Below are 26880 nucleotides of genomic sequence, written 5' to 3'. Positions count from 1 at the left end.
GCTTGAAGGGAAAAATCTCTTCAGATGAAGAAAGTCGGCATCCGGTGCCATGAAAGTGGGCACCGCGTGCCTTCGATTTGAAGGATCGGTGCAGGTGGGAGTGCGTCTGAGCGCACATATGAGAGCGCGTATGAGCGCCCCACGGGGACTATGAGCGCCCCAGGGGGACCTATGCGCGCGGCCGGAGAGGTCAGGCGCGCGGAGCGCAGCCGAGGACGTGGGACTTCACCAGCTCCGCGATGGCGGGATCGCGCTCCCTGAAGGCCGAGACCAGCGCCTCGTGCTCCTCCGCGTACGACTGCTGGACCGTCCCGAGCCAGCGGATGGAGAGCGCGGTGAAGACCTCGATGCCGAGCCCCTCCCAGGTGTGCAGCAGGACGGAGTTGCCCGCCGCCCGCACCATCTCGCGGTGGAAGGCGACCGTGTGCCGCACCTGCCCGGTGCCGTCGGCGGCGCGGTCGGCTTCGTAGAGGGCCGCCACGTGGGGTTCGAGGGCCGAGCAGTCCTCGGCGAGACGCTCGGCCGCGAGCTCGGCGGCGATCGCCTCCAGGCCCGCGCGGACCGGGTAGCTCTCCTCCAGGTCGGCCGCGGTCAGATTCCGCACCCGTACGCCCTTGTTGGGCGCGGACTCGATGAGCCGCAGCGTCTCCAGCTCCCGCAGGGCCTCGCGCACCGGGGTCTGCGAGACCTCCAGCTCCACGGCGATGCGACGCTCCACGATCCGCTCGCCCGGCTTCCAGCGCCCGCTGACGATCCCCTCCACGATGTGCTCGCGGATCTGGTCGCGGAGCGAGTGGACAACGGGCGCGGTCATGAGGGCTCCTCCGGCGGGGGCATCGGGGCCCCAAGGGCGTGTGACCCCTAGACAATACGGCTGCGCCCCCGCCCGGAGGACTCCGGACGGGGGCGTACGCGCTGATGAGACGAGTCTTACAACGTCTCGCGCCGCGGTGTTACAGGCCGAGCTCGACCTCGAACTCGCCGGCTTCCAGGATCGCCTTGACGGCGGTCAGGTAGCGGGCGGCGTCGGCTCCGTCGACCAGGCGGTGGTCGTAGGAGAGCGAGAGGTAGGTCATGTCCCGTACGGCGATGGTCTCGCCGAGGTCGGGGTGGTTGATGACCACCGGGCGCTTGACGGTGGCGCCGATGCCCAGGATGGCGGCCTGGTTCGGCGGCACGATGACCGTGTCGAACAGGGCGCCGCGGGAGCCGGTGTTGGAGATCGTGAAGGTGGCGCCCGACATGTCGTCGGGGGTGAGGCCACCGCCACGGGCCTTGCCGGCCAGCTCGGCGGTCTTCTTGGAGATGCCGGCGATGTTCAGGTCGCCCGCGCCCTTGATGACCGGGGTCATCAGGCCCTTCTCGGCGTCGACGGCGATGCCGATGTTCTCCGCGTCGAAGTAGGTGATGGTGCCTTCGTCGTCGTTGATCCGGGCGTTGACGACCGGGTGGGCCTTCAGTGCCTGGGCGGCGGCCTTGACGAAGAACGGCATCGGGGAGAGCTTGACGCCCTCGCGGGCGGCGAAGGCGTCCTTGGCCTTGGCGCGCAGCTTCATCAGCTTGGTGATGTCGACCTCGACGACCGAGGTGAGCTGGGCCTGCGAGTGCAGGGCCTTCATCATGTTGTCGCCGATGACCTTGCGCATGCGGGTCATCTTGACGGTCTGGCCGCGCAGCGGGGAGGCCTCCAGGGCCGGGGCCTTCGAGGCGGCGGCCGGTGCGGCCGGGGCCGGGGCCGGGGCGGCCTTCTTGGCCTCGGCGGCGGCGATGACGTCCTGCTTGCGGATGCGGCCGCCGACGCCGGAACCGGTGACCTCGGAGAGGTTCACGCCGTTCTCGGAGGCGAGCTTGCGCACCAGCGGGGTGACGTAGGCGCCGTCGTCGGCCGGGGTGGCCTGCGCCGGGGCGGCCGGAGCTGCCGGAGCGGCAGCGGCGGGAGCCGGCTGGGCCGGAGCCGCGGGGGCGGCGGCCGGAGCGGCGGGCTGAGCCGGGGCCGGGGCGGCAGCGGCGGGCGCGGCCGGAGCGGCGGGGGCGGCAGCCGGGGCCGCGGGGGCGGCCGGAGCAGCCGGAGCCGGGGCGGGGGTCTCGGCGGCGGGGGCGGCCGGGGCCTCCTCCTTGGCCGGGGCCGCAGCGGCACCGGGCGCACCGATGACGGCGAGCTTGGCGCCGACCTCGGCGGACTCGTCCTCGGCCACGACGATCTCGAGCAGCACGCCCGCGACCGGCGAGGGGATCTCGGTGTCGACCTTGTCCGTCGAGACCTCCAGGAGGGGCTCGTCGGCCGCGACCTCCTCGCCGACCTCCTTCAGCCAGCGCGTGACGGTGCCCTCGGTGACGGACTCGCCGAGCGCCGGCAGGGTGACCGCGGTGCCCTCGGCGGCGCCGCCGGACGGGGCCGGAGCGGCCTCCTGCTGCGCGGGGGCGGCCGGGGCCTCCTCCTGCTTCGGGGCCTCGGGGGCGGGGGCGGCCGGGGCCTCGGCCTGGGCGGGGGCGGCCGAGCCGCCCGCGTCGCCGGAGCCGTCGTCGATGACGGCCAGCTCGGCGCCGACCTCGACGGTCTCGTCCTCGGCGACCTTGATGGAGGCCAGGATGCCGGCGGCCGGCGAGGGGATCTCGGTGTCGACCTTGTCGGTCGAGACCTCGAGCAACGGCTCGTCGGCCTCGACGCGCTCGCCCTCGGCCTTCAGCCAACGGGTGACAGTGCCCTCGGTGACGCTCTCGCCGAGCGCCGGAAGGGATACGGAAACCGCCATGGTTTCGGTTGCTCCTTAACGAATTGCGGAAGTCTGGTCGTCGCGCCCGATGACTGAAGGATCAGTCGTGGGAGTGCAGCGGCTTGCCGGCCAGGGCCAGGTGGGCCTCGCCCATCGCCTCGTTCTGCGTGGGGTGGGCGTGGATGAGCTGGGCGACCTCGGCCGGCAGCGCCTCCCAGTTGTAGATCAGCTGGGCTTCGCCGACCTGCTCGCCCATGCGGTCGCCGACCATGTGGACGCCGACCACGGCACCGTCCTTGACCTGGACGAGCTTGATCTCGCCCGCGGTCTTGAGGATCTTGCTCTTGCCGTTGCCCGCGAGGTTGTACTTGAGGGCGACGACCTTGTCCGCGCCGTAGATCTCCTTGGCCTTGGCCTCGGTGATGCCCACGGAGGCGACCTCGGGGTGGCAGTACGTCACCCGGGGCACGCCGTCGTAGTCGACCGGGACGGTCTTGAGACCGGCCAGGCGCTCCGCCACCAGCATGCCCTCGGCGAAGCCGACGTGCGCGAGCTGGAGGGTCGGCACCAGGTCGCCCACGGCCGAGATGGTCGGGACATTGGTCTGCATGTACTCGTCGACCAGGACGTAGCCGCGGTCCATGGCGACGCCCTGCTCCTCGTACCCGAGGCCCTGGGAGACCGGGCCGCGGCCGATGGCGACCAGGAGGACCTCGGCCTCGAAGGTCTTGCCGTCGGCGAGGGTCACGCGGACGCCGTCCTGCGTGTACTCGGCCTTCTCGAAGAACGTGCCGAGGTTGAACTTGATGCCGCGCTTGCGGAACGCGCGCTCAAGAAGCTTGGAGCTGTTCTCGTCCTCGACGGGCACGAGGTGCTTGAGGCCCTCGATGACCGTGACGTCGGTCCCGAAGGACTTCCACGCCGAGGCGAACTCGACGCCGATGACGCCGCCGCCCAGGACGATCGCGGACTTCGGCACGCGGTCCAGGGTCAGGCCGTGGTCCGAGGAGATGATGCGGTTGCCGTCGATCTCCAGGCCCGGCAGCGACTTCGGCACGGAGCCGGTCGCGAGAAGGACGTGGCGGCCCTGGACGCGCCGGCCGTTCACGTCGACGGAGGTCGGCGAGGAGAGCCGGCCCTCGCCCTCGATGTACGTCACCTTGCGGGAGGCGACGAGACCCTGGAGGCCCTTGTACAGGCCCGAGATCACGTCGTCCTTGTACTTGTGGACGGCCGCCATGTCGATGCCCTCGAAGGTGGCCTTCACGCCGAACTGGTCGGCCTCGCGCGCCTGGTCGGCGATCTCGCCGGCGTGCAGCAGCGCCTTCGTCGGGATGCATCCGTTGTGCAGGCAGGTGCCGCCGAGCTTGTTCTTCTCGATCAGGGCGACGTCCAGGCCCAGCTGCGCTCCGCGCAGCGCCGCGGCGTAACCGCCGCTACCGCCGCCGAGAATCACTAGGTCGAAAACGGTGCTGGCGTCGTTCGCCACGTCACGTCCTCCATGCATGTGCGCCGTACGCCGGTCGGCGATGACCGGGCGGCGGCTGGTATCGGCCGCTCTTGTTTCGGCCCTGTGGTGGGGGCCCTGTCCTGCCGAGAACCCATCTTCGCACTTGTCGGCGCGAGACGGGACGCCGGGCCGGGCCGTGAGACGCCCTACGCCCGTCCGGGCGCCTGTCCGCGCGTACGGACATGCGGATTTCGTCGAGGGCGAAATCGCGCGGGGCCCCGGACGTCGGCACGTCCGGGGCCCCGCGCCGGGTGTCCGGGTCAGCCCAGGTCGCCCGCGGCGGTGCGCTCGGCGAGGCGGACCAGGGTGCGGACCGCGGTGCCGGTGCCGCCCTTGGGGGTGTAGCCGAACGGCGCGCCCTCGTGGAAGGCCGGGCCCGCGACGTCGAGGTGGGCCCAGGTGATGCCCTCGCCCACGAACTCCTGGAGGAAGAGGCCGGCGACCAGGCCGCCGCCCATCCGGTCGCCGATGTTGGCGATGTCGGCGGTCGGGGAGTCCATGCCCTTGCGCAGGTCGGCGGGGAGCGGCATCGGCCACGCGGGCTCGCCGACCTCCTCGGCGATCTCGTGGACCGACGTACGGAAGGCGTCGTCGTTGGCCATGATGCCGTAGGTGCGGTTGCCGAGCGCCACCATCATGGCGCCGGTCAGGGTCGCCACGTCGACGATCGCGTCGGGCTGCTCCTCGGAGGCCTTGGCGATGGCGTCGGCCAGGACGAGACGGCCCTCGGCGTCGGTGTTCAGGACCTCGACGGTCTTGCCGCTGTACATCCGCAGGACGTCGCCGGGGCGGGTCGCGGAGCCGGACGGCATGTTCTCGGCGAGCGCCAGCCAGCCGGTGACGTTCACCTGGAGGCCGAGGCGCGCGGCGGCGACCACGGCGGCGAAGACGGCCGCGGCACCGGCCATGTCGCACTTCATGGTCTCGTTGTGACCGGCGGGCTTCAGCGAGATGCCGCCCGAGTCGTACGTGATGCCCTTGCCGACGAAGGCGAGGTGCTTCTCGGCCTTGGGGTGCGTGTACGAGAGCTTCACCAGGCGCGGCGGGGCGTCCGAGCCGGCGCCGACGCCGAGGATGCCGCCGAAGCCGCCCTTGGTGAGGGCCTTCTCGTCGAGCACCTGCACCTTGATGCCGTGCTCCTTGGCGGCCGCGGTGGCGACGGCGGCGAAGGCCTCGGGGTCGAGGTCGTTCGGCGGGGTGTTGACGAGGTCGCGGGCGCGGTTGAGCTCCTCGGCGACCGCCACGGCGCGCTCCAGCTCGGCCTTGTACGCCTTGTCGCGCGGCTTGCCGCCGAGCAGGGCGACCTCGGCCAGCGGCGCCTTGGCGTCCTTGCCGTTCTTCTTGCCCTTGGCGTCGCCCGAGTCCTTGTACGCGGTGAAGGAGTACGCGCCGAGCAGCGCGCCCTCGGCGAGGGCACCGATGTCCCCGGCGTCCTCGACGGGCAGCGCGAACCCGGCCTTCTTCGAACCGGTCAGGGCGCGCGCGGCGACACCGGCGGCGCGGCGCAGGGCGTCCGTGCCGTACGTCTCGTCCTTCTCCGGGACCTCGCCGAGGCCGACCGCGACGACGACCGGCGCCTTGAAGCCGGAGGGCGCGGGCAGCTTCGTCACCTCGCCCTCGCCGCCCGTGGCGCCGAGGGTCTCCAGGACGGACGCGAGCTTGCCGTCGTACGCCTTGTCCACGGACTCGGCGCCGGTCGCGACGACCAGGGCCCCCTTGGAGCCGGAGCCCTTGGCGACACCGACGACGATCGCGTCGGCACGCAGGCCGGACGCGACGGCGGTGCTGAGAGTCAGAGCAGTCACGGTGGTGAGGTCCTCTTTCAGTGAGTTCTGGGCGGGCTGTGGGGTGGTGAGCCCGTCGCGAGCCTACGCCCGTGAACGCTGCGGTGCGCCTCACTGTGTGTATTCGGCACGCTGTCGGGTGCGCGGAGGCACGGGCCGGCCTGGTGTCAGCCGAGAGCGAGCACCACGAGGGCGGCCGTCGCGGCCGTCTCCGCGAGGCCGCCGAAGACGTCTCCCGTGACACCGCCGAAGCGTCGTACGCAGTGCCTGAGCAGCAGCTCGGCGGCCACGACGGCGATGACCACGGCCGCCGCGGCACGCACGACGCCGTACGGGCCGAGCAGCGCGCCCGAGGCCGCCGCCCCACACACGACGGCCGCGGTCACGAGCAGCGCCCCGCCGCGCGGCACGACCCCGGCGACGGCGGCGCCGAGCCCCTCGGGGCGGGCCGGGGGGACGCCCGCGCGGGCGGCCAGGGTGAGGGCCAGGCGGGCCGCGGCGGCCGAGACGACGGCGGCGACGGCGCCGTGGGCCCAGGACGCGTCGTAGAGCTGGAAGAGGACGGCGACCTGGGCGAGCAGGACGAAGAGCAGGGTGATGACGCCGAAGGGGCCGACGTCGGACTGCTTCATGATCCGCAGCGCGTCCTCGGCGGGCTTCGCGCTGCCGAGGCCGTCGGCGGTGTCCGCGAGCCCGTCGAGGTGCAGGCCCCTGGTGAGGGCGGCGGGGGTGGCGACGGTCGCGACGGCGGCCAGGAGCGGGCCCGCGCCGAGCGCCGTCAGGGCGCCGCCGACGCCCGCCGCGCAGAGGCCGACCACCAGGCCCGCGAGGGGCGCGCACTGCATGCCGCCGCGCGCGGCGGCGCGGTCCCAGCGGGTGACCCTGACGGGGAGCGCGGTGAGGGTGCCGAAGGCGAAGCGCAGGCCATCGGCGGCGGAGGTTCTTGGCACCGGCGAAGGCTACCCCGGTGGGACCGCCCGGCCCTCGGCCCGCCCGCCGGGGGGCCTGACGCTGGTCGGCGGCTTCAGGGCTGAAGCGGGGGTTTCTCGCCCGACGCGAGGTCGTCGGCGGACGCGGAACACCCGTCGCCGCGGCACCGGTGACGCGGCGGCGTGAGCGCGCGGAGGACGAGCACGGCCGCGATCGCCGCCAGGTGCTCCTTGCCCGCGAGGTTGTTCTTGACGACCAGCTCGCAGACCATCAGGGCGGCCACGAGTGCCGCCGTGAAGTACGCCCCGTACCGCAGGCACACGTACACGGCGAGGCCGACCACGGCGGCCGAGGGGCCGGTGTCCACGACCCGCGCGTCGGAGCCGGGGAGCCCGGCCGGGTGGTCGGGGCCGACGGCGACGCCCACGCGCGCGTAGAGCGTGCCGGCGAGGGTGGCCACGTACCCGATCAGGAGCGCGCGCCACCGGCCCAGGCAGATCTCGGCGATGCCGAGGACGAGCAGGATCTGTACGAGTGCGCCCCACACCGGCAGGTCGAGCGCGGGCACGAAGAGGGAGAGCGGGGTGCGGACGAGGGCGAGCCAGAGCGGGTCGTCGGCGCGCACCGAGCCGACGTTCTGGACGAACCCGTAGCCCCAGGGCTGGTTCTGCACGTACTGGAAGGCCGCGGTGAGGCAGACCGCCGCGAGCGTCATGGGCACGGCCCGTAGGCGCCGGGTGACGAGGGCGTCCCGCACGGTGGAGAGAAGCGGTCCCCACTCGGCGCGGGCGCCGCGGGCCAGGGGGTTCATCGTCTCGACTCCAGTTGCTCGCGGTGCGGCCGTCCCCGGGTCCTCGGCCGCGCTCCGACAGGGCGGGCCCCCTTCGCCGGGCCCGGCGCCTCCAGGAAGCCCTCCGCGCGGGCGGCGGCGATGCCGATGCGCGGCAGATCGCCGCTCTTCTCGAAGAGGAGGAAGCGGGGTTCCCAGATGGGCCGGTACTTGGCGTTGGCGCGGTACAGGGACTCGATCTGCCACCACCGTGAGAAGAAGCCGAGCAGCGACCGCCACAGGCGCAGGACCGGGCCCGCACCGAGCCGGGAGCCACGTTCGAAGACCGACCTGAACATCGCGAAGTTGAGCGAGACCTGAGTGATCTTCATCTCCGGGGCGTGCTGGAGGAGTTCGATGACCATGAACTCCATCAGGCCGTTCCCGGAGTCCCTGTCACGCCGCATCAGGTCGAGGGAGAGCCCGTGCGGGCCCCAGGGCACGAAGGACAGCATCGCCCGCAACGCGCCGTCGGCGTCCGTGCATTCGAGCATCACGCACCGCCCGTCCGCCGGATCGCCGAGCCGCCCGAGCGCCATGGAGAAGCCGCGCTCGGTGGCGCCGTCGCGCCAGTCGTCGGCACGCTTCAGGAGGTACGCCATCTCGTCGTCCGGGATGTCCTCGTGCCGCCGGACGCGCACCCGGTAGCCCGCGCGCTTCACGCGGTTGTACGCCTGCCGGACGGTGCGCATGGCCCGCCCCTCCAGGGTGAAGTGCTCCTGAGGGGCTCCGCCCCTGGCGGCCGTGACGACGATCGCCTCGTCGCCCAGCTCCAGGGCGTCGAGGCCGTGCCGTGCGTAGACCGTGCCCGCTTCCTCGCTCGCGCCCATCACGGCGGGGAGCCAGCCGTGCTCGCGGGCCTCGGCGAGCCACGGCCCGATCGCGCCGGGCCAGGCCTCCGGGTCGCCGATGGGGTCGCCCGAGGCCAGCGAGACGCCACCGACGACGCGGTAGACGACGGCGGCCTTGCCGGTCGGCGACCACACGACGCTCTTCTCGCGGCGCAGCGAGAAGTAGCCGAGGGAGTCGCGCTCGCCGTGCCGGGCGAGCAGGGCGCGCAGCCGCTCCTCGTCCTCCGCGGAGAGCGGGTCGACGGCCCTGCGGGAGCGGAACGCCGCGTACAGGACGGCGCAGAGCAGCAGCGTGCTCAGGATGTTGACGCAGACGTTGGCCCAGCCGGGCGTGGTGATGCCCTCGAAGCGCTCGTCGTCGGCGGCGAGCGAGACCAGGCGCATGGTGCCGTAGCGCCAGCGGTCCAGGAAGGACGAGCGGTAGTCGTCGTCGGCGCGGTTGGTGGCGGTGACCAGCAGCGTCGCGAGCAGCGAGGCCACCAGGAGCCCGCCGGCCGCGACGACCGAGGCCAGCTTGGGGTTGGCGCGGTCGCCCTTCGCGTAGAACTCGCGGCGCCCGACGAGCAGCGCCGCCACGAAGGCGGCGGTCAGGACGAGCGAGATCCAGTTCTGCGCGTACCCGCGGATCTCGGGGAAGAGCATCGCGAAGGCGAGGAGCAGCAGGAAGAGGCCGCCGAGGACGAGGTTGAGGATCCACGCGGCGCGTTTGCGGCGCCGCATGGTGATCGCCAGGAACAGCGTGAACGCCCCGGAGGCGAAGCCCGCGGTCAGCAGGTACGGGGTGAAGTAGTTCTCCGTGTTGTGCTGCCGCAGGTCCTGTCCGAGGGAGACCCAGACCGCGCTCAGGAAGTTGAGGAACGTGACGGCGCGGAGGTACCAGACGGTGAAACCGGCGGCGCGGCGCTGTGTGACGGTGCGTGGCCGCTGTCGCCCGGTGGCTGCCTGCTCATCTCCCATGAAAAGGGATCATATGGGTCGACGGCAGGGTGCCTTGTGCCCGTTCACGCCCTTCTCGGCGTTCCTGATCCTGTTTATACCGCTTTCGGCTCGCGCTCGGGCAGCTCAGCCGACAGGGCCGCCGCGGCCCGCACCAGGGGCAGCGCGAGCAGGGCGCCGGCACCCTCGCCGACCTTCACCCCGTGGGCCAGGAGCGGTTCGAGGGCCATGCGGTCCAGCGCCTTGGCCTGGGCGGGCTCCCCGCTGTCGTGCCCCGCGAGCCACCAGTCCGGCGACCGGAAGGCGACCCGCTGGGCGACCAGCGCCGCCGCGGAGGCCACGACGCCGTCGAGGATCACCGGCGTGCGCCGCACCGCGCACTGGAGCAGGAACCCGGTCATCGCGGCCAGGTCGGCGCCGCCCACCGCGGCGAGCAGTTCGAGCTGGTCGCCGAGGACGGGCCGGGCCCGCCGCAGGGCGTCGCGCACCGCCGCGCACTTGCGCATCCACGCCAGGTCGTCGATGGCCTCGCCGCCCCGCCCGGTCACCACGGACGCGTCGGTGCCGCAGAGCGCGGCGATCAGCGTGGCCGCGGGCGTCGTGCCGCCCACGCTGATGTCGCCGAGGACGATCAGGTCGGTGCCGGAGTCGGCCTCCTCGTCGGCCACGGCCATGCCTGCGCGCAGGGCCTGCTCGGCCTCCTCGGCGGTCAGCGCGTCCTCGATGTCGATACGTCCGGAGCCGCGCCGCACCCGGTACCCCGCGACCTCCGCGGGCAGCTCGGCGGGATCGCAGTCCAGCGCCATGTCGACGACGCGGACCGGCACCTCCTGGCGGCGCGCGAGCACGGCTGCCGGGCTCTCGCCCGCGAGTACCGCGCGCACCAGGGCGGCGGCGCTGCCCGCGGGCCGGGCCGACACGCCGAGCTCCGCGACCCCGTGGTCACCGGCGAAGAGGACCACGCGGGGCCGCTCGACGGTCCTGACCGGCACCGCGGACTGGGCCGCCGCAAGCCACTCGCCCAGTTCGTCGAGGCGGCCGAGACCGCCGGGCGGCACGGTCTGCCGCTCCCTGCGCTCCTCGGCGTCGCGGCGCACCCCGCCGTCGGGGCGCTCGATCAGGTCGGTGAAGTCGTCGAGATTCAGCGAGCTCATTCGCCGAACAGTACCGGCAGCGGCGGTGGCGGTGCCCGGACGGCCCGGGTCCTGACGCCAGGTCACGACATGTGGCGCCACGGGCGCGTGACGTCATTGCCCGGCCGCCGCCGATCCCTTACGTTCATGTATGTACCGGATTGTCGTAAGTCCGATGCCGCTGTCCCGGGAGCCACGACCATGCCGAGAGCGACGACCACGTCAGGTGCCACGGTCACGTCAGGTGCCCCGGCCACGTCAGGTCCCCTGGGCACGGCCGTCGCCGACCGGCGCTCCGCCTGCCTCGCCGCGCTCGCCCAGGGCCCCGGGCGGTTCCAGGAGCCGCGCCGCCCCGACTGCCCCTGGTGCGGCTCCCCGCGGCCGCGGGTCCTGCTGCGCTCCACCGACCTGGCCCAGCGCAAGCCGGGCACCTTCACGCTCGACCAGTGCGCCGCCTGCGCACACCGGTTCCTCAACCCCCGCCTGACCGCCGAGGGCCGGGCCTTCTACCGCCAGGACGCCCACCTGTACGGCCCCCGCGAGGGCCTCGGTGCCTCGCTCGCCGACCGGCTGCTCCGGGCGGGTCCGAGCGACCGGCGCCGCCTCGCCAGGGCCGCCGCCCTGCGGGCCTTCGACGAGCCCGAGTGCTGGCTCGACGTCGGCACGGGCACCGCCCGCTTCCCGGTCCTCGCCCGGCGGATCCTGCCGTACACGTCCTTCGACGGGCTCGACCCGGGGCGCGGCGTCGAGGAGGCCGTACGCCTCGGCCGCGTCGAGGAGGGCCACCGGGGCCACCTCACCGGACTCGTGCACCGCCTGGCCGGCCGCTACGACGCGGTGAGCATGTTCCACCACCTGGAGACCAGCCCCGACCCGCGCGAGGAGCTCCGGGCGGCGCGGCTCGCCCTGCGCCCCGGCGGCCACCTGATGATCGAGACCACCGACCCCGAGTGCCGCTACGCCGGCCTCCTGGGCGCCTGGTGGCCCTCGTACGCCCAGCCCCGGCATCTGCACCTCATGCCGCTCGCCAACCTCCGCGCCGAGCTCGTAGGGCTCGGCTTCACCGTCGTCGCCGTCGACCGCCGCGCGGCCCACGTGCCGACCGACCTGGCGGGCGCCCTCGCGCTCGTCCTCAACCGCCGCCTGCCCCAGGGCGACGTCCCCTGGCGCGCCAGGCCCGCGCCCCTGCTCCGGCGCCTGCTGAGGCGGGCCGGGTGGTGGGCGTGCGTACCGCCGCTGGCCCTCGCCGGCGCCCTCGACCGGCTCCTGCCGCCCCTGCTCACCCGCACCGGCTTCGCCAACACCTACCGGGTCATCGCGCGCCGCGACCGAGAGCCCGCGTCATCACCCCGGCCGGATCAACCGCGCAGCGGCATCGGCAGCCCGGCGACGACCAGCAGCACGTGCTCGCACTCGGCGGCGAACGCGGCGTTCAGACGGCCCAGTTCATCGCGGTAGCGGCGGCCCGACGCGGTCGCGGGGACGATGCCGGAGCCGACCTCGTTCGACACGGCGACCACCGTGCGCCGGGTCTCGCGCACCGCCCGCGCCAGGGCGGCGACCCGCCGCCGCAGCTCGCGCTCGCCACCGCAGGACCACTCGGCGTCGTCCCACGCGCCGACCTCGTCCATGGCGTGGGTCAGCCAGAGCGACAGGCAGTCGATGAGCAGCGGCGGCCCCTCCCGCGCGAGCAGCGGCTCAAGATCGCAGGTCTCCTCCGTCCGCCAGGACGAGGGGCGCCGCTCACGGTGCAGGGTGACCCGTTCGTCCCACTCGGCGTCGCCCTTCCTGGGCCCGCCCGTCGCCACGTACAGCACGTCGGGGAAGCTCTCCAGGCGCCGCTCGGCCTCCACCGACTTGCCGGAGCGGGCACCGCCGAGCACGAGGGTGCGGCGCGGCACGTCCGGCACCTCCTCGTAGGCGCCGACGGCGAGCGTCGTCCCGTCCGGCACGGCCCGCGCGCCCGCCGCCGCGAGACGGCGCGCCAGCTCCCGGCCCTGCGGCACCTCGTGGCCGATGTGCACGGCGAGCACATCGGTGGCAGGACCGAAGGCCCCCGCCGCGCGCAGCCGGGCGATCCCGTCGGGCCGCCCGACGACGTCGGCCACGACCAGGTCGTACGGGGCGCGCCCGCCGTTCCCCTCGCCGATCCCGGCGGGCGCGCCGCCCGGCGGCAGGTACAGCAGCCGCTGCCCGTCGGGCCCCGTCACCTCGTAGCCCGAGCCGGGCGCGTCCATCGCCACCGCGCGCACCCGGTGGCCGGTGAGCAGCGCGAGCTCCCGGCCGTCGGCGACGCGCCCCGGCTGGGGGAGGCCCACCGGGACGTCGACGGCGGGCCCGTCGTGCGGATGGGAGAGCAGGACCTGGCGGACCCCGCCGAGCGTGCGCCCCGCGCGGGCGGCGGCGAAGGCCGCGCCGGGGGTGAGGTCGAGCAGCAGGACGCCGTCCACGAGCAGCGCGGTGGCGGCCCGCGCCGCGCCGCCGAGCGCGGTCGCGCAGACCGCACAGGGGCAGCCGGGGGAGGGCAGGCCTTCGGGGGCGCCGGTGCCGAGCAGAGTCAGTTCCACACGAAGATCCTCCCGCGTCGGGTCCGGCGCCGCGCGCCCGGCTAGGCTTCAGGCGGATTCGGGCGGTCCTCAGGCCGCCGAGGAACCTTCGGGAGGCTGACATGGCGGCATGGACGTGGCGGTTCGAGAAGGCGGACGGGACGGAGGTCCAGCCCGCGGTTCAGCCCGAGGAGTTCACCACGCAGGGCGACGCCGAGTCCTGGATCGGTGAGTGCTGGAAGGCGCTCGCCGACGGCGGCGCCGACCAGGTGACGCTCTTCGAGGACGCCAACAAGATCTACGGCCCGATGAGCCTGCACGCGGACGCGGCGGAAGCCTCCGAGGAGGCGCAGGCGTAGACGGCGGGAACACACGAGGGGCGGCGGCCGTGACCACGGCCGCCGCCCCTCGCGCTGTTCCGCGGGGACGTCAGTCCCGTACCCCGCACAGATGCAGCAGCGCGGCGACCCGGCGGTAGGGGTCGGTGCGCCCCGCGCGCTCCTCGGCGGTGAGCAGCGCTTCGTAGTCCCACCCCGCGGGCAGCTCCTCGCCGTCCCGCAGGGTGTCCGTGAAGACCCGCACGCCGTACCAGGCCTGGAGGGGCGCGGCGATCCCCGCCAGCGTCGCGGAGAGCGCGTCGAGCCGGTCGGCCCGCGCGTCGACGCCGATGCGGTTGCGGTACGTGTCGGAGTCGAAGGCGTCGATGGCGCCCTGCCAGTCCCCGCTGAGCCCCGGCCGCATGGCCAGCGCCTCCGCGTTCCGCACGAGCAGGGAGAGCAGCCCGCCGGGGGCCAGCATCCTGGCGAGCCCGGCGAGCAGCGCGTCGGGCTCCTCGACGTACATCAGGACGCCGTGGCAGAGCACCACGTCGAAGCTGCCCGGCAGGAAGTGCACACCGGTCTGGTGCCCGTCGCCCTCGACGATCCGCACCCGTCCCTGGATGCCCTCGGGCTCCTCGGCGAGCGCCGCGCGCGCGGCGGCGATCATCTCGGTGTCCTGCTCGACGCCCGTGACCTTGTGCCCGGCACGGGCGAGGCGCAGGGCCTGTGTCCCCTGGCCCATGCCGACGTCGAGCACCCGCAGCCGCTGCCCCACGGGGAAGCGCGCGGCTATCTGCTCGTCGAGCTGCCGGGCCACCAGCTCCTGGCGTACGGCATTGCGCGGCCCGCCCAGCCTCTGGAGCCAGGCGGCGGCTTTGCCGGTGAATCCGCTCAGGGCCGCTCTCCGCGCTTGACCTGCGGCTTCGGCAGTCGCAGACGCCGCATCTGGAGGGTGCGCATCAGGGCGTAGGCGACCGCGCCCTTCTTGTTCTCGCTCGGGAAGCGCTCGTTCAGGCGCTTCTTCAGGCGGAACACGGTGGCGACCGAGTCGAGCACGATCAGCACGATGACGACGAGCCAGAGCAGCAGCGCGACGTTCTGCAACTGGGGCACGCGGACCATGCTCAGGACGAGGATGATCACTGCGAGCGGCAGGAAGAACTCGGCGACGCAGAAGCGCGAGTCGACGAAGTCACGCGCGAACTTGCGCACGGGGCCCTTGTCACGGGCGGGCAGGAACCGCTCGTCACCGCTGGCCAGCGCCTCGCGCTGCTTCGCCATCTGCGCGCGGCGCTCGTCGCGCTGCCGCTTCGCCGCCTCCTTGCGCGTCGTCGGCGTATTGGTCACGCTGCGGCGCTGTGACTGGGCCAGGGCGCGCTTGGGGGTGGGGCGGCCCTTGGGGGCCTGCGGGTCACGGGGCAACTTGGAGTCGGTCACCGGCGCCTGGGCGGCCGGGGCCTTCTCTTCCTTGGATCGGCTACGGAACACAAAATCCAAGGGTACGGGGTGCGGCGGCATGGACCGCAGCCGGACGGGGAACGATCCGGCAACGCCGTGCGTCCTGAATTACGTGGCTAATGGGACGTAGCAGGCGGTACCAGCCGCTTCGGAGCCGGCTCACAGGGGTGCACCTACTCCTTACGCCGGAGCGGCACCGCACGCAGTCGTCCTTGGGGATGAGCGCATCCGCACGCGAACAGTGCGGTAATGGATGCAGGGCCCGTACTGTGGGTTCTGAGCAGTACCTGGAGCTGGTAAGTCCGTCAGAAGGGGGCGCGCGAAGCCCATGAGCGGTGTCATGAAGCGTATGGGGATGATCTTCCGCGCGAAGGCGAACAAGGCCCTTGACCGGGCCGAGGACCCGCGCGAAACCCTCGATTACTCCTATCAGAAGCAGTTGGAACTGCTGCAGAAGGTGCGCCGCGGAGTCGCCGACGTGGCGACGTCCCGCAAGCGCCTCGAACTGCAGCTCGCCCAGCTCAACAAGCAGTCCTCCACCCTTGAGGACCAGGGCCGCAAGGCCCTCGCCCTCGGCCGCGAGGACCTGGCCCGCGAGGCGCTCTCGCGCAGGGCCGCGCTCCAGCAGCAGGTCACCGACCTGGAGACGCAGCACCAGACGCTCCAGGGCGAGGAGGAGAAGCTCACCCTCGCGGCCCAGCGCCTCCAGGCCAAGGTCGACGCCTTCCGTACGAAGAAGGAGACGATCAAGGCCACGTACACCGCCGCCCAGGCGCAGACCCGGATCGGCGAGGCCTTCTCCGGCATCTCCGAGGAGATGGGCGACGTCGGCATGGCGATCCAGCGTGCCGAGGACAAGACCGCGCAGCTCCAGGCGCGGGCCGGCGCGATCGACGAACTGCTCGCCTCGGGTGCGCTCGACGACTCCTCCGGGCTCGCCAAGGACGACATCCAGTCCGAGCTGGATCGCCTCTCCGGTGGTACTGATGTAGAGCTGGAACTGCAGCGCATGAAGGCGGAGCTGGCCGGGGGCACCTCCCAGCAGGCGATCGAGGGCGGCGCCGGCCAGGCGGGTGCCCAGCAGCAGCCGCAGGACACCCCCCACCGCTTCGACAAGCAGTAGCCCCGGCACACAGTACGGCAGGCATCGCTCACGTCCGAGGAGGACGACATGATCGTACGGATCATGGGGGAGGGGCAGGTGAAGCTGGCCGACAGCCACTTCGCCGAACTGAACAAGCTGGACGACGAGCTGCTCGAAGAGATCGAGAGCGGCGACGGCCCCGGCTTCCGCACGACGCTGCACGCGCTCCTGGACAAGGTCCGGGAGCTCGGCACGCCCCTCCCTGACGACGCGCTCGAACCCTCGGAACTGATCCTCCCGGCGCCGGACGCCACGCTGGTCGAGGTGCGGGAGATGCTCTCGGACGACGGGCTGATCCCGGGCTGATCCCAGGCTGATGCCGGGCTGAGGCCGGAGGGCCCGCAGACGGGAACGAACAGAAGAGCGGGAAGTGACCACCCTAGGAAAAGGCCGCTGCTGGGCAAGGGCCCACCCGCTCGCGGTGGACGCGACGCTGGCCTCCACCGTCCTGATCTGCATGATCGTCGGCAGTTTCGTCGAGCCCTACGGCGAACAGGGCGGTCCCCACTGGACCTGGGGCACCCGCAGCCCCGCGCCCCTGAGCCTCCTGCTGATGGCGCTCGGCGCCCTCGCCCTGTGCTTCCGGCGCCGCGCCCCCTGGACCGTGCTCGCCGCGACCTGCGCCGCCTCCATCACGGAGCTGCTCACCGGCGAGCCCCGGGCCCCCGTCGTGATGTGCGCGGTCATCGCGCTGTTCACCGTCGCCGCCACCACCGACCGCTCCACGACCTGGCGGATCGGCCTGGTCACGATGGCGGGCCTCACCGGCGTCGCCATGCTCTCGGGCTCCCTGCCCTGGTACGCGCAGGAAAACCTCGGCATCTTCGCCTGGACCGGCATGGCCGCCGCCGCGGGCGACGCGGTGCGCAGCCGCCGGGCCTTCATCGACGCCATACAGGAGCGGGCCGAGCGGGCGGAACGCACGCGGGAGGAGGAGGCCAGGCGCCGCGTCGCCGAGGAGCGGCTGCGCATCGCCCGGGACCTGCACGACGTCGTCGCCCACCACATAGCCCTGGTCAACGTCCAGGCCGGGGTCGCCGCGCACGTCATGGACAAGCGCCCCGACCAGGCGAAGGAAGCCCTCTCGCACGTACGCGACGCCAGCCGCTCGGCGCTGAACGAACTCAGGGCGACGGTGGGCCTGTTGCGGCAGACCGGTGACCCCGAGGCGCCCACCGAACCGGCCCCCGGCCTCAGCAGACTCGACGAACTCGTGGACACCTTCCGCCACGCGGGCCTCCCCGTGGAGGTCGCGCTCGGCCAGGTCGGCCTCGACCTGCCCGCGGCCGTCGACCTCGCCGCGTTCCGCATCATCCAGGAGGCGCTGACCAACGTGCGCAAGCACGCGGGACCCGGCGCCAAGGCCGAGGTCAGCGTCGTCCGCGTGGGCCCGAACGTGGAGGTCACCGTCATCGACGACGGCGGCAGGGGCACCCCGGGCGGCGCGGAGCCGAACACCGACGGCGGCGGCCACGGTCTGCTCGGCATGCGCGAGCGCGTCACCGCGCTCGGCGGAAGCTGCACCGCGGGCACCCGGTACGGCGGCGGTTACCGCGTCCATGCGATCCTGCCGGTCATCACGGCAAAGGGAGGGACCGCGTGACGATCCGCGTACTGCTCGCCGACGACCAGGCGCTGCTGCGCAGCGCGTTCAGGGTGCTCGTCGACTCCGAGCCCGACATGGAGGTGGTCGGCGAGGCGTCCGACGGCGCGGAGGCGGTGCGGCTCGCCAGGTCGGAGCGGGCCGACGTGGTCCTCATGGACATCCGCATGCCCGGCACCGACGGTCTCGCCGCCACCCGGGAGATCAGCGCCGACCCCGCCCTGACCCACGTACGCGTGGTGATGCTGACGACCTTCGAGGTCGACGAGTACGTGGTGCAGTCGCTGCGCGCCGGTGCCTCCGGGTTCCTCGGCAAGGGCGCGGAGCCCGACGAACTCCTCGGCGCCATCCGTATCGCGGCGGCGGGCGAGGCGCTGCTCTCGCCGGTCGCCACCAAGGGGCTCATCGCCAAGTTCCTCGCGCAGGGCGAGGGCCCGGACGGCGACGATCCGGCGCGCGGCGGGCGGCTCGACGCGCTCACCACCCGTGAGCGCGAGGTCCTCGTACAGGTCGCGGGCGGCCACTCGAACGACGAGATCGCCGAGCGCCTGGAGGTCAGCCCGCTCACGGTGAAGACCCATGTGAACCGGGCGATGGCCAAACTGGGCGCCCGCGACCGGGCCCAACTCGTCGTCATCGCGTACGAATCCGGGCTGGTACGTCCAAGGATGGAGTGACTCCCGGGGTACGTGTACTGCACCCGCAGTACACGCGCCGCAAAGAACGGTCCTGGGGGTGAGGCATCGCGACACGCCCATGACTGATGGTGTGAGAGGCGCATAAACGCCGGCCGGAGGCACCCATCTCCGGCCGGGCCGGTGCCAGGTCCCCGGTGCCCGCCCGCCCCTGCCGCTCATGCCACAGAGAGAGATCACCATGTCCTGGCTGTCCAGGTTCAGCCTGGCCCAACGGGCCCTGATCGGACTGATGTCCATCATCGCCATCGTCTTCGGTGCGATAGCGATACCGCAGCTCAAGCAGCAACTGCTGCCGTCCATCGAACTGCCGATGGTGTCCGTGCTGGCCCCCTACCAGGGCGCGGCCCCCGATGTGGTCGAGAAGCAGGTCGTCGAACCGCTGGAGGACAACCTCGACACGGTCGACGGCATCACCGGCATCACCTCCACGGCGAGCGAGGGCAACGCCGTGATCATGGCCCAGTTCGACTACGGCAGCGATTCCAAGCAGCTCGTCGCCGATGTCCAGCAGGCCGTGAACCGGACCAGGGCCCAGCTCCCCGACGACGTCGACCCGCAGGTCGTCGCGGGCTCCACCGACGACATCCCGACCGTCGTCCTCTCCGTCACCTCCGACAAGGACCAGCAGGCCCTCGCCGACCAGCTCGACCGGACCGTCGTACCGGCCCTGAAGGACATCGACGGCGTCGGCCAGGTCACCGTCGACGGCGTGCGCGACCTCCAGGTCGACGTCACCCCCGACGACAAGAAGCTGACGAAGGCGGGCCTCAGCCCGGCCGCCCTCGGCAAGGCCCTCCAGGCGGGCGGCGCCACACTGCCCGCGGGCTCCTTCGACGAGGCGGGCAAGAACCGCACCGTCCAGGTCGGCGGCGGCTTCACCTCGCTGAAGCAGATCCGCGACCTGCGCGTCACGCCCGAGGCCGCTCCCGGCGAGCGGGCCGGCGAGCCGGTGCGCCTCGGCGACGTCGCCACGGTCGAGCAGAAGCCGGCCACCGCGACGTCCATCACGCGCACCAACGGCGAACCCAGCCTCGCCGTCTCGGTCACCATGGACCAGGACGGCAGCGCCGTCGCCATCTCGGACGGGGTCAAGGACAAGCTGCCCGAGCTGCGCGAGGACCTCGGCTCCGGTGCCGAGCTGACCGTCACGAGCGACCAGGGCCCGGCCGTCTCGAAGTCCATCGAGGGCCTGACCACCGAGGGCGCCCTCGGCCTGGTCTTCGCCGTCATCGTCATCCTGGTCTTCCTGGCGTCGATCCGCTCGACGCTGGTCACCGCGGTCTCCATCCCGCTCTCGGTGGTCCTCGCCCTGATCGTCCTGTGGACCCGCGACCTCTCCCTGAACATGCTCACGCTCGGCGCGCTGACCATCGCCATCGGCCGTGTCGTGGACGACTCGATCGTGGTCCTGGAGAACATCAAGCGCCACCTCGGCTACGGCGAGGAGCGCCAGGAGGCGATCCTCAAGGCCGTGCGCGAGGTCGCGGGCGCCGTCACGTCGTCGACGCTCACCACGGTCGCGGTGTTCCTGCCCATCGGCCTGGTCGGCGGCATGGTCGGCGAGCTGTTCGGCTCCTTCTCGCTCACGGTCACGGCGGCGCTCCTGGCCTCGCTGCTGGTCTCGCTGACGGTCGTGCCGGTCCTCTCGTACTGGTTCCTGCGTCCCCCCAAGGCGATCCGCGGGGTCGACCCGGAGGAGGCCCGCCGCAAGGCCGAGGAGAAGGAGAACCGCAGCAGGCTCCAGCGGATGTACGTGCCGGTCCTGCGCTTCGCGACCCGGCGCCGGTTCACCAGCCTGGTCATCGCGGTCGTCGTCCTGATCGGCACGTTCGCCATGGTTCCCCTGCTGAAGACGAACTTCTTCGACCAGGGCGAGCAGGAAGTCCTGACCGTCAAGCAGGAGCTGAAGCCCGGCACCAGCCTCGCGGCGTCCGACGCGGCGGCGAAGAAGGTCGAGAAGACGCTCTCCGGCATCGGCGAGATCAAGGACTACCAGGTCACGGTCGGCTCCTCCGGCTTCATGGCCGCCTTCGGCGGAGGCACCGACACCAACCAGGCCTCGTACACCCTGAGGCTCAAGGACAAGGCGTCGTACGACACGACGCAGGACCTGGTGGAGGAGGAGCTCGGCAAGCTCTCCGGCATCGGCCGCACGTCCATCTCGGCCGGTGACGGCTTCGGCAGCCAGGACCTGAGCGTCGTGGTGAAGGCCGCCGACGGCGATGTGCTGCGCAAGGCGTCCGACCAGGTGCGCGACGAGGTCGCCACCCTCGACGACGTCACCGACGTGCAGAGCGACCTGTCGCAGAGCGTCCCGCGGATCTCGGTCAAGGGCAACGCCAAGGCCGCCGCTGCCGGCTTCGACGAGACGACCCTCGGCCAGGCCGTCGCCCAGGCGGTGCGCGGCACCACCAGCGGCAAGGCGATCCTCGACGACACCGAGCGCGACGTCGTCATCAAGTCGGCGAAGCCCGCGAAGACCCTCGCCGAGCTGAAGCAGCTGCCGATGGGCCCCGGCGTCCGGCTCGGGGACATCGCCGCGGTCGAGCTGGTCGACGGTCCCGTCTCGATGACCCGCATCGACGGCGCGCGGGCCGCCACGATCACGGCGAAGCCGACCGGCGACAACACCGGCGCGGTCAGCGCGGACCTCACCAAGAAGCTCGACGCGCTGGAGCTCCCGGACGGGGTCACGGCCACGATCGGCGGCGTCTCCGAGGACCAGGACGAGGCGTTCTCCAAGCTCGGTCTCGCGATGCTCGCGGCGATCGCGATCGTCTTCATGCTCCTGGTCGCGACGTTCCGCTCGCTGGTCCAGCCGCTGATCCTGCTGGTCTCCATCCCGTTCGCGGCCACGGGCGCGATCGGCCTGCTGATCGCCACCGGCACCCCGATGGGCGTGCCCGCGATGATCGGCATGCTGATGCTCATCGGCATCGTGGTCACCAACGCGATCGTGCTGATCGACCTGATCAACCAGTACCGCGCGGGGGGCCACGGCATCGTCGAGGCGGTCGTCGAGGGCGGCCGTCACCGGCTCCGCCCGATCCTCATGACGGCCCTCGCGACGATCTTCGCCCTGCTCCCGATGGCCCTCGGCATCACCGGCGAGGGCGGCTTCATCGCCCAGCCGCTGGCGGTCGTGGTGATCGGCGGCCTGATCACGTCGACGCTCCTGACGCTCCTCCTCGTCCCGACGCTGTACGCGATGGTGGAACTCCGCAAGGAGCGCAGGCGCGACAAGCGCGCGGCGAAGCGGGAGCGGAAGGCGGGCGCCGAGTCCCAGGACGCGGACGCCTCCGACCCGCAGCCGGCCCAGGTCTGACCCACAGTCGGCCCGGTCCGACCCACCGGGCATGACGAAGGGCGCCCCTCACTCCGAGGGGCGCCCCTTTGCCTTCGGTACCGGTCAGGCCAGCGCCAGCATCCGCTCCAGAGCCAGCTTCGCGAACTGCTCCGTCTCCCGGTCGACCTCGATCTGGTTGACGAGGGTGCCCTCGGCGAGGGACTCCAGCGTCCAGACCAGGTGCGGCAGGTCGATGCGGTTCATGGTCGAGCAGAAGCAGACCGTCTTGTCGAGGAAGACGATCTCCTTGTCCTCCGCGGCGAAACGGTTCGCCAGGCGCCGTACGAGGTTCAGCTCGGTGCCGATGGCCCACTTGGAGCCGGCCGGCGCCGCCTCCAGGGTCTTGATGATGTGCTCGGTGGAGCCCACGTGGTCCGCGGCGGCGACGACCTCGTGCTTGCACTCCGGGTGCACCAGCACGTTCACGCCGGGGATGCGCGCGCGCACGTCCTCCACGCTCTCCACGGAGAAGCGGCCGTGCACCGAGCAGTGCCCGCGCCACAGGATCATCTTCGCCGCGCGGAGCTGCTCGACGGTGAGACCGCCGTTCGGCTTGTGCGGGTTGTAGACCACGCAGTCGTCGAGCGAGAAGCCCATGTCGCGCACGGCGGTGTTCCGGCCCAGGTGCTGGTCGGGCAGGAACAGCACCTTCTCGCCCTGCTCGAAGGCCCACTCCAGCGCGCGCTTGGCGTTCGACGACGTGCATATGGTGCCGCCGTGCTTGCCCGTGAACGCCTTGATGTCCGCGGAGGAGTTCATGTACGAGACGGGCACGACCTGCTCGGCGATCCCGGCCTCGGTCAGCACGTCCCAGCACTCGGCGACCTGCTCGGCGGTGGCCATGTCGGCCATCGAGCAGCCGGCGGCCAGGTCGGGGAGCACGACCTTCTGGTCGTCCGTGGTCAGGATGTCCGCGGACTCGGCCATGAAGTGCACACCGCAGAAGACGATGTACTCGGCATCGGGCCGTGCGGCGGCGTCCCGCGCCAGCTTGAAGGAGTCGCCGGTCACGTCGGCGAACTGGATGACCTCGTCGCGCTGGTAGTGGTGGCCGAGGACGAAGACCTTCTCGCCGAGCTTCTCCTTGGCGGCGCGGGCACGCTCCACCAGGCCGGGGTCGGACGGGGACGGCAGGTCACCCGGGCAATCCACGCCGCGCTCGCTCTTGGGGTCGGCCTCGCGGCCGAGCAGCAGCAGCGCGAGCGGCGTGGGCTGGACATCGAGGTCCACGGGGGACTGGGCGGTGGTCACGACACGCACCCTTTCTTCGAGATCAAAAGCGCGGCGGCAGCCGCTCCAGTGGAGCCGGTGCGCGCACCGGACCTTTTCGTCTAATTGACGTTATCTATCATAGCTGCTTTACGTCAGTTTGACGACGGCCATAGTGTCGATGTGACGCATTCGCCGGTCCCGGCGGGCCCGGGGCCCGATGGGGCGCCGTGTGCGAGCATGAAGGGGTAAGACGTAAGCGCTCGGCCCGGAATGAATCCGCGGCCCCGTCGGTTGCAACCGTCGGCAAGCAGTCTCCGTACAACCCGGGAGAGAAGCAGATGTCCGTATCGGACGAGACCACCACCGTGAGCGACGGCATCCTCCTGTCGGACGCCGCCGCGGCCAAGGTGAAGGGCCTCCTTGAGCAGGAGGGCCGTGACGACCTGGCGCTGCGCGTCGCCGTGCAGCCCGGCGGCTGCTCGGGCCTGCGCTACCAGCTGTTCTTCGACGAGCGCTCGCTCGACGGTGACGTCATCAAGGACTTCGACGGCGTCAAGGTCGTCACCGACCGGATGAGCGCTCCCTACCTGGGCGGCGCCTCCATCGACTTCGTGGACACCATCGAGAAGCAGGGCTTCACGATCGACAACCCGAACGCCACCGGCTCCTGCGCCTGCGGTGACTCCTTCAGCTAGGACCGCCCGAAGGCAGAGACACACGAAGGCGGCGGCCCCCTGAGAATCTCAGGGGGCCGCCGCCTTCGCGTGTGCTCGTCCTCGGCTGCTCGCCGCTACTTGCGCCGCACCGTCTCGCCCGCCGCGTCCACGACCTCGCGGTCGCCCAGCGGCTTGTCGAGCGTGACCGTCTCCTTGATCTCCTTGGCCATCATCACGCAGACCTTGCCCTTCTGCCGCCGCTCGTCCACCGTGACCCGCACGCGGTCGCCGTCCTCGGTCGCGGAGGCGGAGTACTCGCTGCACGCGCCGCCCCAGAAGTGCACGGTCAGCTTCGTGCCGTCGGCGGTGTAGGACTCGATGTGCGCCGGCCCGTCGCCGTCCGCGCGCTCCGGCTTCCCGCTGGGCTCGGAGGTGCCCGCTCCGGGCGAGGTCAGGTACTTCGGGGCGACCGCGGGGTGCGTCACCGTGAAGGTGTCCTCGGCGCCCCGCGGCTTCACCTCGAACAGCCAGGACGGTACGAGGGTCTGCCTGCCGCCCACGAAGTGCGTGGCGAGGCCGAACGTCGCGCCGCTGACCTCGATCGGCTGCGGCTTCGGGGGCGTCGGCGAGGGCTCGCAGGGCGCCTGCTTCGTGGAGCCGCCCTCCGTCTTCGTGCTGTCGTCGGCGTGCGGCACCGGGGTCGCGCAGCCGCCGATACCGATCCGGCCGCCACCGCCGCCGCCCTTGGAGTTCAGCCGGTCCAGCGTCTCCCGGGCGCCGACCACCGGGTACTCGGCGCCCTTGACCGGCGCCTTCAACAGGCCGCTGCCGCCCACCACTTCGCCGCCCGAGCCGACCTGAATGCCGGTCGACCAGCCGTACGTCGGCAGGCCGCCCACCTTCGGGTCGGCGTTCACCACGCGTACGGCGCCCATGAGCTGGCGGGCGTCCAGCTTCGCGTCGTCCTGGCCGAGCGCCTTCAGGACCGGCGCGGCGGCTTCCTTGGCGGCGCGCTCGCTCACCGCGTCGCCCAGCTCGCCGTCGGGTGCGGTGGAGGCGGCCGAACAGGGCTTGCCCTTCGGGCAGTTGTCGGTGCCGCCCACGCCGTGCCGGGCGTACGTCCAGGTCCCCGGCGCCTGCTTGTTCACCTGCAAGGAGGGGCCCGAGCCGTCCTTGTCCTGCGTCACCTTCCAGGCGCCGTCCCGCAGCGCCGGCGTACCGCTCACGCCGAGCACCTTCGCCAGGGCGACCACCTCGGCGCGGGTGACCTCGCCGCGCGCGTGGTGGACGGCGGCCGACGCGGGGCCCTTGGGCAGCTCACCGGTCGCCTTGTACGTGGCGCCGTTCGGGTCCGGCTCGCCCGGCGCGATGCCGGGCCCGCCGTCGCTCTTCCGGTCGCTGTCGGTGTGGCCGTCGAGGGCGAGCGGCGGGGGGGTGCCGTCGTCGCCCGCGGGCGCCGCGTCGCCGCCGGCGCCGCCGCCGTCGGACGCGGTCGCCGCGAAGTAGGCGCCACCGCCGCCGATCAGCAGCACGGTGGCCGCGACCGAGGCGACGGCGAGGCGGGACCGCCGCCGTCCCGGTTCGGCCGTCTCATGAACGGATGGCTCGGTGCTCACCGCATCGCTCCTTCGACTGCACTGCTGTCCCTGGAAACCCACGGGCGGGCTTCGTCGTATCCCAGTTCCCCTTCACGGGGGACGGCGATGGGACGCAGAGGGGGAGCGCACGGTTCCATGGGTCGCGCGCCCGGGCCCGCAACCAGTCTCTCCCAGTCTCCGCCGACCGACATGCCGGTCGCGCCTCACCGGCGTGTCAGTCGCCGTACACCGACATGGCGTCGATCAGCCGGGCGGACGCGGGCGGGACGTCGACGCCGTGGATCAGGGAGGGCGGCACGGGCGCGCTCGTGGCCGCGGCGGGCACCGCCCAGTGGGGGGCCATACGGGCGCAGTCCCCGCGCAGCGTCTCCATGTTCTCCGGGCGTTCCGGCCGCTCCGGGCGCTCCAGCCGCTCCATGGAGGGCGAGGCGTGGCGCTTCATGAGGGAATCCTTCGTGACAACGGGCATAACGGAACCGTATGCATCCCGTCACTCAGGAAAAAAGGCCTACTATCGGGTAGTTTTGCCACTTCAGCGACGGTGGCTGAACCCGATAGCGTGAACCGTCAACCCCTTGTCTCTCCTCCACAGGAGCATTCAGCCGTGCGTATCGCAGTCACCGGCTCCATCGCCACCGACCACCTGATGACCTTCCCCGGCCGCTTCGCCGACCAGCTGGTCGCCGATCAGCTGCACACGGTCTCCCTCTCGTTCCTGGTCGACGCCCTCGACGTCCGCAGGGGAGGCGTCGCCGCCAACATCAGCTTCGGCATGGGACAGCTCGGCACCCGGCCGATCCTGGTCGGCGCCGCGGGCTCCGACTTCGACGAGTACCGTGCCTGGCTCGACCGGCACGGCGTGGACACCGCGTCGGTCCGGATCTCCGAGACCCTGCACACCGCCCGCTTCGTCTGCACCACGGACGCCGACCACAACCAGATCGGCTCCTTCTACACGGGAGCGATGAGCGAGGCCCGGCTGATCGAGCTGAAGACCGTGGCCGACCGCGTCGGCGGCCTCGACCTCGTCTCGATCGGCGCCGACGACCCCGAGGCGATGCTCCGGCACACCGAGGAGTGCCGCGCCCGCGAGATCCCCTTCGCCGCCGACTTCTCGCAGCAGATCGCCCGCATGGAGGGCGAGGAGATCCGCACCCTCCTCGACGGCGCCACGTACCTCTTCTCCAACGAGTACGAGAAGGGGCTCATCGAGTCCAAGACCGGCTGGAGCGACGCGGAGATCCTCTCGCGGGTCGGCCACCGCGTGACGACCCTCGGCGCGAACGGCGTGCGCATCGAGTCCGTGGGCCAGGACCCGATCGAGGTCGGCGTCCCCGAGGAGAAGGCGAAGGTCGAGCCGACCGGCGTGGGGGACGCGTTCCGCGCGGGCTTCCTCTCCGGCCTCGCCTGGGGCGTCTCCCACGAGCGCGCCGCGCAGGTGGGCTGCATGCTGGCCACCCTGGTGATCGAGACCGTCGGCACCCAGGAGTACGAGCTGCGGCGCAGCGACTTCATGGACCGCTTCACCAAGGCGTACGGCGACGAGGCCGCATCCGAGCTCCGCGACCGCCTCGCCTGACCGGCCCGACCGGCTGACCGCTTCACCCGGCTC

The 26880-nt window shown here is 72.3% G+C and carries 23 protein-coding genes; 9 read left to right on the top strand and 14 right to left on the bottom strand.

Features of this window, described 5'->3' with window-relative positions; all coding sequences use genetic code 11:
* Positions 1 to 190: 190 nt before the first annotated feature.
* The 8 genes from ACRAKF_RS11970 to cobT form a co-directional block, all read right to left on the bottom strand.
* Positions 191 to 814 carry a GntR family transcriptional regulator gene (locus ACRAKF_RS11970; RefSeq protein WP_447036966.1) on the bottom strand — a complete coding sequence of 208 codons (624 nt, stop codon included), beginning with the start codon at positions 812 to 814 and terminating at the stop codon, positions 191 to 193.
* A 139-nt stretch (positions 815 to 953) separates the two neighbouring features.
* Positions 954 to 2753 carry a 2-oxoglutarate dehydrogenase, E2 component, dihydrolipoamide succinyltransferase gene (gene sucB, locus ACRAKF_RS11965; protein ID WP_447036965.1) on the bottom strand — a complete coding sequence of 600 codons (1800 nt, stop codon included), beginning with the start codon at positions 2751 to 2753 and terminating at the stop codon, positions 954 to 956.
* Positions 2754 to 2814: 61 nt separating this feature from the next.
* The gene (gene lpdA, locus ACRAKF_RS11960; protein ID WP_447036963.1) at positions 2815 to 4203 is read right to left on the bottom strand and encodes a dihydrolipoyl dehydrogenase; all 1389 of its coding nucleotides are present in this window, start codon (positions 4201 to 4203) and stop codon (positions 2815 to 2817) included.
* A 281-nt stretch (positions 4204 to 4484) separates the two neighbouring features.
* On the bottom strand, positions 4485 to 6029 hold the full coding sequence (locus ACRAKF_RS11955) for a leucyl aminopeptidase (RefSeq protein ID WP_447036962.1): 1545 nt from the start codon (positions 6027 to 6029) through the stop codon (positions 4485 to 4487).
* Between the two features lie 146 nt (positions 6030 to 6175).
* Entirely contained in the window at positions 6176 to 6958 is a 783-nt protein-coding gene (locus ACRAKF_RS11950; protein ID WP_447036960.1) for an adenosylcobinamide-GDP ribazoletransferase, read from the bottom strand.
* A 74-nt stretch (positions 6959 to 7032) separates the two neighbouring features.
* On the bottom strand, positions 7033 to 7749 hold the full coding sequence (locus tag ACRAKF_RS11945) for a hypothetical protein (protein ID WP_447036959.1): 717 nt from the start codon (positions 7747 to 7749) through the stop codon (positions 7033 to 7035).
* A complete protein-coding gene (locus ACRAKF_RS11940; RefSeq protein ID WP_447036958.1) occupies positions 7746 to 9575 on the bottom strand; it encodes a phosphatidylglycerol lysyltransferase domain-containing protein in 1830 nt (609 codons plus the stop codon). Before ACRAKF_RS11940 ends, ACRAKF_RS11945 begins: the two co-directional genes overlap by 4 nt.
* 74 nt (positions 9576 to 9649) lie before the next feature.
* Positions 9650 to 10708 carry a nicotinate-nucleotide--dimethylbenzimidazole phosphoribosyltransferase gene (gene cobT / locus ACRAKF_RS11935; RefSeq protein ID WP_447036956.1) on the bottom strand — a complete coding sequence of 353 codons (1059 nt, stop codon included), beginning with the start codon at positions 10706 to 10708 and terminating at the stop codon, positions 9650 to 9652.
* A 180-nt stretch (positions 10709 to 10888) separates the two neighbouring features.
* On the opposite strand from cobT, the gene ACRAKF_RS11930 reads away from it, so the two are divergent.
* Positions 10889 to 12145, top strand: a complete 1257-nt coding sequence (locus tag ACRAKF_RS11930; protein WP_447036955.1) for a class I SAM-dependent methyltransferase — start codon at positions 10889 to 10891, stop codon at positions 12143 to 12145.
* Here the strand turns inward: ACRAKF_RS11930 and ACRAKF_RS11925 are convergent.
* Positions 12046 to 13254, bottom strand: coding sequence for a bifunctional adenosylcobinamide kinase/adenosylcobinamide-phosphate guanylyltransferase (locus ACRAKF_RS11925; protein ID WP_447036954.1), 1209 nt, complete (start codon positions 13252 to 13254; stop codon positions 12046 to 12048). The genes ACRAKF_RS11930 and ACRAKF_RS11925 overlap by 100 nt on opposite strands.
* A 101-nt stretch (positions 13255 to 13355) precedes the next feature.
* Between ACRAKF_RS11925 and ACRAKF_RS11920 the strand changes: the two genes are divergently transcribed.
* Complete coding sequence (locus ACRAKF_RS11920) at positions 13356 to 13592, top strand: hypothetical protein (protein ID WP_447036953.1); 237 nt, start codon at positions 13356 to 13358, stop codon at positions 13590 to 13592.
* Between the two features lie 70 nt (positions 13593 to 13662).
* Here the strand turns inward: ACRAKF_RS11920 and ACRAKF_RS11915 are convergent, their stop codons facing one another.
* Complete coding sequence (locus tag ACRAKF_RS11915; RefSeq protein WP_447036952.1) at positions 13663 to 14370, bottom strand: class I SAM-dependent methyltransferase; 708 nt, start codon at positions 14368 to 14370, stop codon at positions 13663 to 13665.
* Positions 14371 to 14444: 74 nt separating this feature from the next.
* Positions 14445 to 15071, bottom strand: coding sequence for a DUF3043 domain-containing protein (locus ACRAKF_RS11910; RefSeq protein ID WP_447036951.1), 627 nt, complete (start codon positions 15069 to 15071; stop codon positions 14445 to 14447).
* Between the two features lie 268 nt (positions 15072 to 15339).
* Between ACRAKF_RS11910 and ACRAKF_RS11905 the strand changes: the two genes are divergently transcribed.
* From ACRAKF_RS11905 to ACRAKF_RS11885, 5 genes are all read left to right on the top strand, one after another.
* Entirely contained in the window at positions 15340 to 16134 is a 795-nt protein-coding gene (locus ACRAKF_RS11905; RefSeq protein WP_447036950.1) for a PspA/IM30 family protein, read from the top strand.
* Between the two features lie 48 nt (positions 16135 to 16182).
* Positions 16183 to 16461, top strand: a complete 279-nt coding sequence (pspAA, locus tag ACRAKF_RS11900) for a PspA-associated protein PspAA (RefSeq protein WP_447036949.1) — start codon at positions 16183 to 16185, stop codon at positions 16459 to 16461.
* Positions 16462 to 16525: 64 nt separating this feature from the next.
* The gene (locus ACRAKF_RS11895) at positions 16526 to 17758 is read left to right on the top strand and encodes a sensor histidine kinase (protein WP_447036947.1); all 1233 of its coding nucleotides are present in this window, start codon (positions 16526 to 16528) and stop codon (positions 17756 to 17758) included.
* Positions 17755 to 18435 (top strand): response regulator, encoded by a 681-nt coding sequence (locus ACRAKF_RS11890; RefSeq protein ID WP_447036945.1) that lies wholly within the window; start codon positions 17755 to 17757, stop codon positions 18433 to 18435. The genes ACRAKF_RS11895 and ACRAKF_RS11890 overlap by 4 nt, the downstream gene beginning before the upstream one ends.
* 199 nt (positions 18436 to 18634) lie before the next feature.
* A complete protein-coding gene (locus ACRAKF_RS11885) occupies positions 18635 to 21781 on the top strand; it encodes an efflux RND transporter permease subunit (protein ID WP_447041934.1) in 3147 nt (1048 codons plus the stop codon).
* Positions 21782 to 21865: 84 nt separating this feature from the next.
* Here ACRAKF_RS11885 and nadA read toward each other — a convergent pair whose 3' ends face one another.
* Positions 21866 to 23062: a quinolinate synthase NadA gene (gene nadA, locus ACRAKF_RS11880; protein ID WP_447036944.1), complete on the bottom strand. Its 1197-nt coding sequence runs from the start codon at positions 23060 to 23062 to the stop codon at positions 21866 to 21868.
* Between the two features lie 290 nt (positions 23063 to 23352).
* Between nadA and ACRAKF_RS11875 the strand changes: the two genes are divergently transcribed.
* Entirely contained in the window at positions 23353 to 23709 is a 357-nt protein-coding gene (locus ACRAKF_RS11875) for a HesB/IscA family protein (RefSeq protein WP_365822849.1), read from the top strand.
* Positions 23710 to 23804: 95 nt separating this feature from the next.
* On the opposite strand, the gene ACRAKF_RS11870 is transcribed toward ACRAKF_RS11875, so the two are convergent.
* A complete protein-coding gene (locus ACRAKF_RS11870) occupies positions 23805 to 25286 on the bottom strand; it encodes a hypothetical protein (RefSeq protein ID WP_447036943.1) in 1482 nt (493 codons plus the stop codon).
* Positions 25287 to 25482: 196 nt separating this feature from the next.
* The gene (locus ACRAKF_RS11865) at positions 25483 to 25686 is read right to left on the bottom strand and encodes a hypothetical protein (protein ID WP_447041932.1); all 204 of its coding nucleotides are present in this window, start codon (positions 25684 to 25686) and stop codon (positions 25483 to 25485) included.
* A gap of 186 nt (positions 25687 to 25872) precedes the next feature.
* Between ACRAKF_RS11865 and ACRAKF_RS11860 the strand changes: the two genes are divergently transcribed.
* Positions 25873 to 26847 (top strand): carbohydrate kinase family protein, encoded by a 975-nt coding sequence (locus ACRAKF_RS11860; RefSeq protein ID WP_447036942.1) that lies wholly within the window; start codon positions 25873 to 25875, stop codon positions 26845 to 26847.
* Positions 26848 to 26880 lie beyond the last annotated feature (33 nt).

Source organism: Streptomyces sp. DSM 118878 (genome assembly GCF_052936595.1).
The sequence above is the reverse complement of the archived record's forward strand: the minus strand, read 5'-3'. Positions and strand labels throughout refer to the sequence as shown.

What these genes read in the sequence shown, in the direction of transcription:
- ACRAKF_RS11970 (WP_447036966.1), bottom strand. Translation starts at nt 814, where the DNA reads ATGACCGCGCCCGTTGTCCACTCGCTCCGCGACCAGATCCGCGAGCAC.
- sucB (WP_447036965.1), bottom strand. Translation starts at nt 2,753, where the DNA reads ATGGCGGTTTCCGTATCCCTTCCGGCGCTCGGCGAGAGCGTCACCGAG.
- ACRAKF_RS11945 (WP_447036959.1), bottom strand. Translation starts at nt 7,749, where the DNA reads ATGAACCCCCTGGCCCGCGGCGCCCGCGCCGAGTGGGGACCGCTTCTC.
- ACRAKF_RS11940 (WP_447036958.1), bottom strand. Translation starts at nt 9,575, where the DNA reads ATGGGAGATGAGCAGGCAGCCACCGGGCGACAGCGGCCACGCACCGTC.
- cobT (WP_447036956.1), bottom strand. Translation starts at nt 10,708, where the DNA reads ATGAGCTCGCTGAATCTCGACGACTTCACCGACCTGATCGAGCGCCCC.
- ACRAKF_RS11930 (WP_447036955.1), top strand. Translation starts at nt 10,889, where the DNA reads ATGCCGAGAGCGACGACCACGTCAGGTGCCACGGTCACGTCAGGTGCC.
- ACRAKF_RS11920 (WP_447036953.1), top strand. Translation starts at nt 13,356, where the DNA reads ATGGCGGCATGGACGTGGCGGTTCGAGAAGGCGGACGGGACGGAGGTC.
- ACRAKF_RS11910 (WP_447036951.1), bottom strand. Translation starts at nt 15,071, where the DNA reads ATGCCGCCGCACCCCGTACCCTTGGATTTTGTGTTCCGTAGCCGATCC.
- ACRAKF_RS11905 (WP_447036950.1), top strand. Translation starts at nt 15,340, where the DNA reads ATGAGCGGTGTCATGAAGCGTATGGGGATGATCTTCCGCGCGAAGGCG.
- pspAA (WP_447036949.1), top strand. Translation starts at nt 16,183, where the DNA reads ATGATCGTACGGATCATGGGGGAGGGGCAGGTGAAGCTGGCCGACAGC.
- ACRAKF_RS11885 (WP_447041934.1), top strand. Translation starts at nt 18,635, where the DNA reads ATGTCCTGGCTGTCCAGGTTCAGCCTGGCCCAACGGGCCCTGATCGGA.
- ACRAKF_RS11875 (WP_365822849.1), top strand. Translation starts at nt 23,353, where the DNA reads ATGTCCGTATCGGACGAGACCACCACCGTGAGCGACGGCATCCTCCTG.
- ACRAKF_RS11865 (WP_447041932.1), bottom strand. Translation starts at nt 25,686, where the DNA reads ATGGAGCGGCTGGAGCGCCCGGAGCGGCCGGAACGCCCGGAGAACATG.